The sequence below is a fragment of the Streptomyces sp. NPDC001889 genome, from assembly GCF_053594535.1.
Window position 1 is genome coordinate 111,715 of the sequence record NZ_JBSFER010000002.1, and the last position, 11,966, is coordinate 123,680.

Annotated in this window: 11 protein-coding genes and 1 pseudogene; all 12 read left to right on the plus strand. The window is 72.0% G+C overall.

Translation table 11 applies throughout. From position 1 onward, the window contains the following. The first annotated feature begins 51 nt into the window (after positions 1 to 51). The 12 genes and pseudogenes from ACWCRA_RS02400 (at position 52) to ACWCRA_RS02455 (ending at position 11,965) form a co-directional block, all read left to right on the plus strand. Positions 52 to 459 carry an FMN-binding protein gene (locus tag ACWCRA_RS02400; protein WP_351548263.1) on the plus strand — a complete coding sequence of 136 codons (408 nt, stop codon included), beginning with the start codon at positions 52 to 54 and terminating at the stop codon, positions 457 to 459. A gap of 1 nt (position 460) precedes the next feature. After that, a pseudogene (locus ACWCRA_RS02405) lies at positions 461 to 1,171 on the plus strand (FAD:protein FMN transferase); the annotation flags it as partial. Between the two features lie 174 nt (positions 1,172 to 1,345). Continuing rightward, positions 1,346 to 2,197, plus strand: a complete 852-nt coding sequence (locus tag ACWCRA_RS02410) for an intradiol ring-cleavage dioxygenase (protein WP_351548429.1) — start codon at positions 1,346 to 1,348, stop codon at positions 2,195 to 2,197. Further along, positions 2,194 to 2,976: a response regulator transcription factor gene (locus tag ACWCRA_RS02415; RefSeq protein WP_451066672.1), complete on the plus strand. Its 783-nt coding sequence runs from the start codon at positions 2,194 to 2,196 to the stop codon at positions 2,974 to 2,976. The genes ACWCRA_RS02410 and ACWCRA_RS02415 overlap by 4 nt, the downstream gene beginning before the upstream one ends. Before the next feature lie 5 nt (positions 2,977 to 2,981). After that, positions 2,982 to 4,697, plus strand: a complete 1,716-nt coding sequence (locus ACWCRA_RS02420; RefSeq protein ID WP_351548269.1) for a sensor histidine kinase — start codon at positions 2,982 to 2,984, stop codon at positions 4,695 to 4,697. A 749-nt stretch (positions 4,698 to 5,446) separates the two neighbouring features. Beyond that, entirely contained in the window at positions 5,447 to 5,818 is a 372-nt protein-coding gene (locus tag ACWCRA_RS02425) for a hypothetical protein (RefSeq protein WP_351548271.1), read from the plus strand. Between the two features lie 13 nt (positions 5,819 to 5,831). Continuing rightward, entirely contained in the window at positions 5,832 to 6,233 is a 402-nt protein-coding gene (locus ACWCRA_RS02430; RefSeq protein WP_451066673.1) for a peptidase inhibitor family I36 protein, read from the plus strand. A gap of 490 nt (positions 6,234 to 6,723) precedes the next feature. Continuing rightward, positions 6,724 to 7,581 (plus strand): SAM-dependent methyltransferase, encoded by an 858-nt coding sequence (locus ACWCRA_RS02435; protein WP_451066674.1) that lies wholly within the window; start codon positions 6,724 to 6,726, stop codon positions 7,579 to 7,581. A 714-nt stretch (positions 7,582 to 8,295) separates the two neighbouring features. Then, a complete protein-coding gene (locus ACWCRA_RS02440) occupies positions 8,296 to 8,769 on the plus strand; it encodes an NUDIX hydrolase (protein ID WP_351548278.1) in 474 nt (157 codons plus the stop codon). A 96-nt stretch (positions 8,770 to 8,865) separates the two neighbouring features. Beyond that, positions 8,866 to 9,888 (plus strand): Gfo/Idh/MocA family protein, encoded by a 1,023-nt coding sequence (locus tag ACWCRA_RS02445; RefSeq protein ID WP_451066675.1) that lies wholly within the window; start codon positions 8,866 to 8,868, stop codon positions 9,886 to 9,888. 71 nt (positions 9,889 to 9,959) lie between these two features. Next, entirely contained in the window at positions 9,960 to 11,249 is a 1,290-nt protein-coding gene (locus tag ACWCRA_RS02450) for a DegT/DnrJ/EryC1/StrS aminotransferase family protein (protein WP_451066676.1), read from the plus strand. A gap of 26 nt (positions 11,250 to 11,275) precedes the next feature. After that, entirely contained in the window at positions 11,276 to 11,965 is a 690-nt protein-coding gene (locus tag ACWCRA_RS02455) for a methyltransferase (protein WP_351548285.1), read from the plus strand. Position 11,966 lies beyond the last annotated feature (1 nt).

An 11,966-nucleotide genomic window follows, 5' to 3' on the forward strand; every position in this document is an offset into this window, starting at 1 on the left:
CCTGCCCACGGCCCGCGCGGAAGCGGCCACTCAAGCGACAAGGAAGCGACTGTGAAGCGAGTACTGCCCGTTCTCGCCCTCACCGTGATCGGTGTGATCCCGGTGTGGCGCTACGCACCCTCCCACGGCGGCGGCTCCACCGCCGTCGCGGCCCCGCCGCCCGCGCCCTCGCCGGCGGCCGGGGCCTCCGGCACCCGCGATGTCGTCCTCACCGGGCCCACGATCGACACGGAGAAGGGTCCCGTGCAGGTCGAGGTCGCCTTCCGGGGCGACACGATCAGTGCGGTACGGATGCTCCGGCAGCCGGACCATCCGCAGACCCACGCGGCGGTGCCGACGCTCATCGAGGACACCCTGCGGGCGCAGGGGGCCGATATCGACACGGTGTCCGGGGCGACCGTCACCAGCGACGCCTACCGGACGTCCCTCCAGGCCGCGATCGACGCGAAGGGCAACTGACATGCGCCGGGTCGAGCATGTGATGGGATTCCCCGTCTCGCTGAGGATCGACGACGACGACGTGCCCGCAGGGCTCACGGACGCGGTGTTCGGGTGGCTGAGGGAGGCGGACGCGCGGTTCAGTCCGTTCCTCCCGGACAGCGAGGTGTGCCGGCTCGACCGGGGGGAGATCGGGCCGGACGGCGTCAGCGCGGATCTGCGGGAGGTGCTGGCCCTGGCGGAGCGGTACCGGGCCGAGACGGGGGGCGCCTTCGACGTACGGCTGCCGGGGCGGGGGCTCGACCCCTGCGCGGTGGTGAAGGGGTGGTCCGCGCAGCGGGCGGCACGGCTTCTGCGAGCGGCGGGGGTACGGAGATTCTGTCTGAACGCCGGTGGTGACGTGGTCGTCGGGGGAGGTCCCTGGCGGGTGGGGGTGCGGCATCCCGAGCGCGCGGATCAGGTGTGCGCCGTGCTGGCGCTCAGCGACGGGGCGGTGGCCACATCGGCACGGTACGAGAGGGGGGACCATATCGTCGACGGACGTACGGGTCTGCCCGCGACGGGTCTGCTGAGTCTGACGGTTCTCGCCCCCACCCTCACCGAGGCGGATGTGACGGCGACCGCCGCCTTCGCCCTCGGTGCCGAGGGCATCGCCTGGGCCGCCGGGCGGGACGGGTGCGAGGTGTTCGCCGTCGACGGGGAGCGACGGGTCCGGACGAGCGCCGGATGGCCCCACTCCGTCCGGGACGGGGATTCCCGGCGGGCCCGGCGACCACGACCGGCGACCGCCCCCGCGCTCCCCGAGGGCCCGCCCGCCGGTCCGAAACCCGCCCCACCGCCCACGCCTCCCCGCGTTCTCCCAGGAACGGCCACTAGCTTGCGGGCCATGACAGACCACACACCTCGCATGAGCCGTCGTTCCCTCCTCGCCGCGGGCGGCGCGGGCGTCACCGCCATCGGGCTGAGCGGTGTCCACCTCGCCGGCGCGAACGCGGAGGCCGCGGCCACCGCGCCCGCCCCCGCGGGCTCCCCCTCCGCGCCGGACCTGCTGCCCCTGGTCAAGGAGACCACCGAGGGCCCGTACTACCTCGACTACGACAAACACCGCGTCGACATCACCGAGGGCAGGCCCGGCACACCGCTGGAGCTGCGCATCCAGGTGCTGAACGCGAAGAACGGCAAACCGGTGCCCGAGGCGTCGGTCGACATCTGGCAGTGCGACGCGCTCGGCATCTACTCCGGGTACGAGGAGACCTCGGAGGCCATGAACGAGGGCGAGCTGGTGTTCGACGGCCCGATCCCGAAGCTGCCGCCGGACAGCAGCACCACCTACCTGCGCGGCTTCCAGATGACCGGCCGCGACGGCTGGGTGCGCTTCCGCACCGTCTTCCCCGGCTGGTACACCGGGCGGACCGTGCACATCCACGCCAAGGTGCACACCCGGGGTGTCCTGCTGGACCGGGCGTACGCCCAGGGCGTCACCGTGCACACCGGACAGGTCTTCTTCCCCGAGGACCTCACCTCGGCGGTCAGCAGGGTGCGGCCGTACACCCGGAACGACCTCCCCCGCACCACCAACAGCACGGACCCCTTCTACTCCGGTGACACGGCGTCCGACGGCCTGCTCACCGTGGAGTGGGACCGCGCCGACGCGACCAGGCCGATCCGGGCGTCCATCAGGACCGCCGTCGACCTGGACGCGATCAACCCGGGACGGCGGGGCAACCCGCCACCCGGCCCGGTCCGGCCCGGCACGTGACCGCCGCCTCCGCGCCGTACCGGCTGCTGGTCGTCGAGGACGACGACAGCATCCGCGCCCTGCTGGAGTCGGTGCTCGGCCTCACCGGTTACACGGTGCTGAGCGTGGGCTCCGGCAGGGCCGCGCTGCTGGAACTGGAACGGTTCACACCGGATCTGGTGGTGCTGGATGTGATGCTGCCCGACCTCGACGGCTTCGAGGTGACCCGCAGCCTGCGCGCGGCGGGCAACGGGACACCGGTGCTGTTCCTGACCGCGCGCGTCGATGACACGGTGACGGGCCTGCGCGCCGGCGGGGACGACTACGTCACCAAGCCGTTCGGCATCGAGGAGGTGCTGCTCAGGGTCGCCGCGATCCTGCGCCGTACCGCTGAGGGACCGCACCGGACGCCGGACGGGAGGACGCGGGAGAAGGCCGACGACGTCCTGCTCTTCGCGGATCTGCGGCTGGACACGGCCCGGCACGAGGCGCACCGGGCGGGCGAGTACATCCCGCTGTCTCCCACCGAGTTCAATCTGCTCGCCTATCTGATGACCAACGCGGGCCGAGTGGTGCGCAGGACGCAGATCGTCGAGCATGTCTGGCACTACGACTTCGCCGGTGACACCCGGATCATCGAGACATACGTCAAGTATCTGCGCCGCAAGATCGACCGGTTCGAGCCGCCGCTGATCCACACGGTGCGGGGGGTCGGGTACACCCTGCGGCTGCCGCGCGACCGGGGCGTCCCGGACCCACGGACGCCACAGACACCACGGACACCACGGACACCACAGTGAACACCGTGACCGCGGTGACCGCGGAGAACACGACGAACGCCGTGAACACCGTGAACCCGGCGGACCCGGCGGACCCGGCGACCGAGGCGAACCCGGGGAACAAGGCGACCGAGGCGAACCCCGGGAGCGCGGCGAACCCTCCGGGCAGCGCACCGGGCCGGCGCCGCCCGGCCTCCCTGCACCGCAGGCTCACCTGGGGCGTGACGCTGCTGGCCACGGCGGCGGTGCTGGCGGTGGAGGCGATCACTCTCGTGGGCCTCCGCTACTGGCTGCTGGAGAGCGTCGACCGCTCCCTGACCAGTTTCTGCCCGCCGGAGCGGGCCTTCCGGGACGCGGCGTCGGGCCAGGGCTTCCCGTCGTACGTGACATCTCCCGGCGTTCTGCCGGCGGACTTCCGGATTCACTTCTACGGCACCGACGGCCGTCTGCTGAGCGACGCGATCGCGGAGGGAACGGCTCCCGGCCCGTCGCTGCCGCCCACCGCGGACACCCTCCCCGCGGCGGAAGCGGCGACGGGGACCGGAACGGAGAAGGTGGTCTCGGTGCCCGCCGCCTCCGGGGACGGAGCGTGGCGGACGATCGTACGGCCCGGCCCGGACGGCATGCGGGCCGTGGTGAGCCTGCCGCTGGACTCGGTGCGGAGCACCCTCCGCACCATGCTGCTGGCAGACGTCGCCCTGCTCGCTCTGACGGTGGCGGGCGCCTTCACGGGCGCCCGGTGGGTGGTGCGACTGGGGCTGGCGCCACTGACCCGGATGGAGCGCACCGCCCAGCGGATCACCGTGGGCGATCCGGGCCTGCGCCTGCCGGACACGGACAGCCGCACGGAGACGGGCCGTCTGGGCGCCGTGCTCAACACGATGCTGGACCGGCTCCAGAACGCCCTGCGGGAGCGCGAGGCGTCCGAGGCGCGGCTGCGCCGCTTCCTCGGCGACCTGGGCCATGAACTGCGTACCCCGCTGACCGCGGTCCAGGGCTTCGCCGAACTCGCGCTGCGCCATGAGCGGCGGTCGGCGGAGGCCAATCGGCTCATCACCCAGAACGCGGCACGCATGAGCCTGCTGGTGGACGACATGCAACTCCTGGCCGAACTGGACCGGCAGCCGACGTACCGCGCCGAGCCGGTCGATCTGCTCTCCCTCGCCGCGGACGCGGTCAGCGCGACGGCCGTGGGCTCACCGTCGCGCGACATCCGTCTCAACCCCCTGGTCCCGGAGGGCGAGTTGGAGGTGGTGGAGGCGCCCGGTGACCCCCACCGCCTCCGCCAGGTCATCGACAACCTGCTGTCCAACGCATGCCGGCACACTCCGCCGGCCACCCCGATCGAGGTCCGGGTGGGCACCACGACGACCGCTCCGGACACGGGTGGTGTCAACACCCCGCACCGCGCCAGCCCCACCCCGCCTCTGCCGCCCGGCGTTCCCGTCTGTGTCCTGGAGGTCGCCGACGAGGGCGCGGGCCTGCCGCCCGGGGAGGCCCGTCGGATCTTCGACCGCTTCTACCGCGCGGACCCCTCCCGCTCCCGCGACCGGGGCGGTAACGGCCTGGGTCTGTCCATCGCGGCGACGATCACCCAGGGGCACGGAGGGCGGCTGGAGCTGGATACGCGGAGCGGGCGGGGCTGCACCTTCCGGGTCGTGCTGCCGATCCCGCCGACCGCGGGGGAACCAGGCCCCGCCGCCCCTGCGGCCCGGCCCGCCCCGGCGGGGCCGCGCCGGTGACCGGGACATGCGCGGCCGGGACATGCGCGGCCGGGACATGCGCGGGCCGGGCCGTCCGCTCCGCTCTCCGTGTGCCCGCGGGGCCGGCGGTGTGATCAGCGATCGTGATCCCTGGCATCACGACGGTGTATTGGACGCGACCGGGCCGATGGGCGGAGGCTGGTACAGGGCCGCCGGTCCCGGGTGAACCTCCCGGAGGGCGGTTGCCCTCATGCCGGGTGCCGGGTGCCGGGTGCCGGGTGCCGGGTGCGAGGGCCCCGACGGCTCGGCGAGAGACGGGAGGGAGACGGTGAGAGTGTCCGTTGCGGGCGGACCACAGCGGAGCCGGCCCGTGCGCTGAGCCGGCACACCGTCAGCCGGGAACCCGGGGGCCGATCCGCGCGCGCCGCCGGACGGCCGGCGGGCGTCATCCGTCGTCGTACTCCGTCCGGGAGTTCCCCGGGCCCGTCCCGGCCGGGCCACCGGCCGCCACTGCCCTGTCCCCGCGCTCCCGCGCCCGGTCGGCCGGGAACGGCGTCAGCCGGGGCGCGGGGTCGTGTGCCCCGGGCGCCGGGACCGTCCGGACCGGGCGTCCTCTCCCTGGCCATGTCCCCCTGCGGACCGACCTCTTGTCTTCGGCGGTCCACCTTGAGAAAATTCTTTCAGCTGCTTGCAGCAAGAATTTGCAGCATCGCGTCATGACGTGCCTCAGTCCCTGGGCCCGATGTGCTGTGACCTCGGGCTCTTTCCCGCAAGGAAAGGACAAGCCCATGTCGTTGTCGAGGAAGACCGGCCGGCGTCTGGCCGTGGCGGCTGCCGTGGGAGCCCTGGCGGCGGGTCCGGTGGCCACCGCCCCCTCGGCCGCCGCCGCTCCGACCAGCGCCCTGGCCGGCGTCTTCATCTACGCCAACCCCAACTACTCGATCCCGGTGTACCCCAGCGGCGCGCCTGTGCAGGTCGCGAATCTCAGCGGCCCCGCGCAGGACAGCACCTCCTCCATAGGCAACAGCACGGACCTCCGCATGTGCTTCTACGAGCACGGGAACTACGGCGGCCTCGAGTTCAGGATCGGCCCCGGCGAGTGGTGGGCCACGCTCCCCGGGTGGATCAACGACAGGATCTCGTCCTACCGGCCCTGCTGACAGAAAGGCAGCCATGCGTTCCAGCGTCGACGGCAGGATCTCCGTTCTCACGCACGCCAAGGGCCGGCTGGCGCTTCTCTGCGCCGGCGTCACCCTCGCCGCCTCGGCCGGTGTTCTCGCGAACGCGGCCCCCGCCGAGGCCGCCGGCTGCATGGGGAACGGGCGCAGCCTGTGCCTCCGGCAGCACGACAACTACGGGGGCTGGTCCCTCCCCTTCAACATGCCCAACGTCCACTCGAACCTCGGGCAGTACCAGGACCAGGTCTCCTCCATCGTCAACGACTCGCACTACTCGATCTGCTTCTACGAGCACCCCGGTTACGGCGGTCTGGAGTTCAGGATCGGCCCCTGGGAGTGGTGGTCCGCCCTTCCCGCGTGGATCAACGACAGGATCAGTTCCTTCCGCCCCTGCTGAGGACGCGGAATCGGCTCGTACGGTGTGGTCTCCCGTGGCCAGATGTGGTCACGGGGGCCCACCCGGCCCGGCGGCGCCGGGAGGCGGGCCCGGCCGGCGGACCCGGGGCGGCAGAGGCACCCTGGACGGGGTGTGCGCGCTCCGGGAGACTTCACCCGATGCCCACCACCACCGTCGGACCGCCTCCGGGAGCGGGTCCGCGGCGGACGCCCACGGCTGCCCCCTGTCTCCTCGGCACCCACACCCCGTGACGCCGGGAACCCTCCCCCGCTCCCTCGCGCCGAGGCAGCCTGCCGGGCACCCGGGCACCCGGGCACCCGGGCACCCGGGCACCCGGGCACCCGGGCACCCGGGCACCCGGGCACCCGGGCGACGCCGGCGGCGGCGGTGGACCCGCCCTCAGCGAAGGGGCCGGCCGGGCACAGCCGGGGCGGCGGGCCCATGACACCCCGGCCGCCGGCTGACTCCGCTCTCACGCTCGGGAGACCCGATGGACAACGACCCATCCGCGCACCACACCACCGTCCCCTCGCCACGGGACGCAGACCGGCCCGGTGACGGGCGGGCCGGGACCGGGACCGGCACCGGCGACGGCGCGGCCGTCGACGGGAACATCCATGTCGGCTACTGGGACAGCGCGGCGGACCGGCGCACGCTCGACCAGGCCACCGACCGGCTCACCGACCTCGTGGCGGAGCGGCTGGCCACCGCACCCGGCCCGCGCCTGCTGGACGTCGGCTGCGGAACCGGACGGCCCGCCCTGCGCATCGCCCGGGCCACCGGCGCCCGGGTGTCGGGAATCTCGGTCAGCGACCCGGACATCGCGCTCGCCCGCACCCGGGCGCACGCCGCCGCGCTCGCGGACCGGGTGGACTTCCGGTACGCGGACGCCCGCGCCCTGCCCTTCGAAGCCGCGTCCTTCGACGGTGCCTGGGCGATCGAGTCCATGATGCACATCCGCGACCGGACCGCCGTCCTGACCGAGATCGCCCGGACCCTGCGTCCCGGCAGCCCCCTGGTGATCACCGATGTGCTGCTCCGGTCGCCGGTGACCGGGGACTCCGCGGAGACGGTCCGCCAGGCGTGCCGGGCGTTCGGGTCCCCGGCGCTGCCCGAACCGGAGGAGCTTCGCACGGGCCTCGAACGCGCCGGTATGGAGCTGCTGGAGTTCCACGACATCGGAGAGCATGTCCGCCGCACCTACCAGGCGTTCGCCGACGCCTTCGGCGATGTGGAACCCTCCGCCGACGACCCTCATCGCGAGTTCTTCACCTCCACCCGCTCCCTTCCCCGGTTCGGCGCGCTCCCGCAGATCGGATACGTCCTCCTGGTCGCCCGCCGTCGGTGAACGGGAGACCCACCCCTCCCGCGTCGTCCCCCGAGTGCCGACGCGGTCGGCGGGAGGTGTTCCCGAGTCACGATGAGTGGTCGATCCAGCCAACATATTCGACCGTGAATCCGTTGACGGTGGCAGAAAAATCAATCGTTTGAGAGGAGTGCGATGCGGAGAGCCTTTTCCCTCGGAGCGGGTGCGCCGCGAGGAAAGCGGCCCGCGGATCGGTGCGGGGCGCCCGGGCGCCCGCCCCCTGACGGATGCGCGGTTCCCGCCGGACCGGACCACGCACCATGGGAGTTGATTCTGTGTCAAGAACAAGTTCAGGCGTCCGAAGATTTCCGCGAGGCCACGCGAACCCGGGGATGCCGGGTACTGTTCAGGGCGGAAGCGCAGGGTCCGGTCAACTGTCCCGACCCGGTGTTGATTCGGCCGCTTCCATCCCGCCGTTCGGGCTGTTCGAATCTGCATATAATCTGCCCCGTGTGTGGCGCTTGCGATATGCAGGTGAAACGAGGGAATAATGATCAGGATCATATTCCGCGCTCGGTTCCTCCGGTATCCCTTTCCGGCCTCCGCCGCCCCGGCCGCGCCGGCCGCGCGATTCCCTCTCGCCGCGGGACGGATGGCGGCGCGGTCCGGTCACGGGGCGGCGATACTCCCCGGCCACCTCTCCCCGCGCTCCCGGCCGCCACACGCGCCATCGCGTGTGCGCGGTGAACGGCTGACGTGACCGAGGTGACCGCGGCCCGACAGGTGGTGGGCGCGCTGATCCGCGACCCGCACGATCGGATCTTCGTCCAGCGCCGCTCGGCCGGCCGGCGCCTCTTCCCCGGGTGCTGGGACGTCGTCGGCGGAGCCGTGGAGGAAGGGGAGTCCCTCCTGGACGCGCTCCACCGCGAGATAGCGGAGGAGACCGGCTGGCGGCTGCGCCGCGTTCTCGCCCGGGTGGCGCGCGAGGAGTGGACGGCGGACGGAGTGCGGCACATCGAGTCGGACTATGTCGTCGAGGTGGACGGGGACCTCTCGTCGCCCGCGCTCGAACGGGACAAGCACACCGAGTTCGCCTGGATAGCGGCCGAGGGAATCTCGCTGCTCGACGAGAACACACAGCGCAGCGGAAGCACCTTTATCAAGGACGTGGTGAACGCGGCGCACACCTGGCTCGCCGACGCTTCCGGGAAGAGCCGCAGACCTCTCTGAACGCCTGCGGCCGAGAGTCCGGTCCCGATCTCCGCGAGCCTTCGCCGGCCGCCCCGCCTCCATCCTCCAGCGATGTTCCGTGAGGGGATATTCCGCATGCCCAGCGACAGGTTGAAGAACATGCGTCCGCGACTGAGAGTATTGATGGTCGGATTTGCTGGACATCAAGGAAAGGAGTATCTGCCGATCGTCCGGGAGAGCGCGGACATCGTCGGCGGTGTCGACCCCGCCCCGGCGGCCTCGTCACTCGCCGACGAGTGGGGATTCCCGCACTACGGCGTCCTCTCCGACGCGCTCGAAGGAGCCGCATTCGACGCCGCGGTGGTCACCGTGCCGCACAGTGAGCACTTCGCGGTCTCCGCGAAACTCCTGGCCCACGGCAGACACGTCATCAAGGAGAAGCCGTTCGCCGTCACCGAGCGGGAAGCCCGGCAACTGATACACCTGGCGCAACGGGCCGACCGCAGCGTCTTCACCCTGCTGCAACGGAACTTCAACCCCGTGTTCCAGTTCGCCCGGGAGAACCTCGCGCGGATAGGGGAGCCCTACTGGTTCTCCTACGACTACCACCTCAACCTGGCCCATCCGACCACGGGCTGGCGCGCCTCCAGGGAGCAGGCGATGGGCGGTGTCCTCCTCGACATGGGCTACCACCTCATCGATGTGATCAGCGGAATGTTCCCCGAACCCGAACCCCCGCGGGTGCACTCCGCCTTCGTGCACCAGTACCAGGAGACGCGGGACCGCAGGCTGGAGGATCTCGTCAGCCTGATGTGCAGCTATCCGTCCACGGGTCTGGTGGGCTCGCTGCGCATCTCGCGCCACAGCCACGAGAAGAGCGAGCACCTCTGCGTCCTCGGCACGGAGGGCGCGCTGAACGTCGCCCCCGGGGTCGCCACCCTGCACTCCGTCGGCGGGCTTCCGCTGGAGCGCTACACCTGGGAAGGCCCCAAGACCGACGCCGTGCGCTCCATGATCGCCCACCATCTGGGACACCTGGACGACCGCTACTACCGCCAGGACCACCTCCGGCGCCAACTCGCCGCCGTGCGGACGATCGACGGGATCTACCGCGACCGGTCCCGCGAACGGGACGAACTCGCCGGCCGGTGCGCCTGACGACACCCTTCCGCGCCGACCGGACCCGATACGGGCCGGGCCGGCCCCACCCGTGAAAGCAGGAAGGACACATGACCACCGCCGAACAACTCGCCCTCCTCGGAGGCGCACCCGCCATCGAACAGCCGCTGCCGCACGAGGTCTGGCCGCCCCCCGCCGGCGAGGCGGAGCTGTCCGAACTGGCCGAGCAGCGGAACACCGACATCTCCATCAGGGGCAACAGCGGCCCCATCGGCCGGCTGGAGGCCGACTTCCTCGCCTTTCTGGACGGCGGAGCCCGCTTCGCGGTCGCCTTCAACTCCGGTACCAGCGCCCTCTTCGCCGCCTACTTCGCGCTCGGTGTGCGCGAGGGCGTGGACGTCGTGGGGCCGGCCCTCACCTACCACGCGGCGCTGAGCCCCGTCTTCGCGCTCCGCGGCGACGTGGTCCTCGCCGACATCGACCCCGGCACCCGGGGTCTGGACCCCACGGCGCTGGAAGCCGCGCTCACCGAGCACACCAAGGTCGTCACGGTCGTCCACCAGTGGGGCCACCCCTGTGACATGGACGCCATCCTGCGGATCGCCGAACGGCACGGGCTGCGCGTTCTGGAGGACTGCTCCCACGCCCACGGCAGCCGCTACAAGGGCAGGCCCGTCGGCACCTTCGGCGACGCCGCCGTCTTCTCGCTCCAGGCCAACAAGGCCGTCTTCGCGGGGGAGGGCGGCATCCTCGTCACGAGCGACGCCCAGGTGCACGACCGCGCGATCCTCCTCGGTCACTACCGGGACCGCTCCCGGGACACCGTCCAGGACGAGGAGCTGCGCGCGCACTGGGTCACCGGCTTCGGGCTCAAGCTGCGCATGTCGCCGTTCAACGCCATCGTCGCCCGGCACGCGCTCGCGGCGTTCCCGGAGCGCAAACAGGCCCGGCACCGCTGTCTGCGCCACCTCGGCGAGCGGCTCGGGGACGTGGGCTATCTGGAGCCGGTCCAGGTCGCCGGCCATGTCGACATGGGTGCCTGGTACGGCTACAAACCGCTCTACCGGCCCGAGGCGCTGGGCGGCGTGCCCCGCTCCGTGCTCATCGAGGCCCTGCGCGCGGAAGGCATGGAGGTGGGCGCCCCGTCCGGCCCCCGGCTGTCGACCCTGCCGCTCTACGCCCGCCCGGAGAACCCCCTCTTCCCCGGGATGCCGAAGAAGGGCATCGCGCCGGAGGCCGGTTCCCACGCCGAACACGTCGAGCGGCACGCGCTGTCCCTGCCCACCTTCACCGACTGGCCCGGGGACAAGCCGCTCATCGACCAGTACGCCGAGGCCTTCCGCAAGATCGGCCGCCACCGCGAGGCGCTCGTGCGGTACGCGGCCGGCCCGTCCCGATGACCGGCACCACCGAAGAGGGAGAGACCATGACGTACCAGGAGTCCCCCGAGGACGTGGCCCAGGTCCTGCGGCACGCCCTCGTGGGCGACGACCTGCCGGACTCCTTCACCCTGCTGGGGCGGGAGTGGAGCCTGCACCGAGGTGTCTTCCCCAGCACCCTGAGCGCCGCCACCGAGGTGATGGCCTCGATGGTGCCCTACCCCAAGGGCGGCTCGTTCCTGGAGGTCGGCTGCGGCACGGGCGTGATCGCGGTGACCGCCGCGCTGAGCGGCTGTGCCTCCGTCACGGCGCTGGACATCAACGGGAAGGCGGTGGCCAACACGGCCGCCAACGCCGAGCGGCACGGTGTGGGCGACCGGGTGCGCGTCCTCCACAGCGACATGTACACGGCGCTCGCCCCCACCGACCGCTTCGACACCATCTTCTGGAATGTGCCCTGGACCTATGTGGAGGACGGCTTCCCCCTCTCCACCGATCTGCACTCCGCCGTCTTCGACCCCGGTTACCAGGGCCAGGCCCGGTACATCGCGGGCGGCCACGCGCATCTCGCCGACGGCGGCCGGCTGCTGCTGGGCACGGCCGACCTCGGGGACCGCGAACGGCTCGACGCCCTCGCCGGGGAGGCCGGCATGCGATGCGAAGTGCTCCGCCGGGTGCGCCGGATCGAGGAGATACGGGTCATGGAGTACTACCTGCTCGAACTGCGCGCCAAGTGAT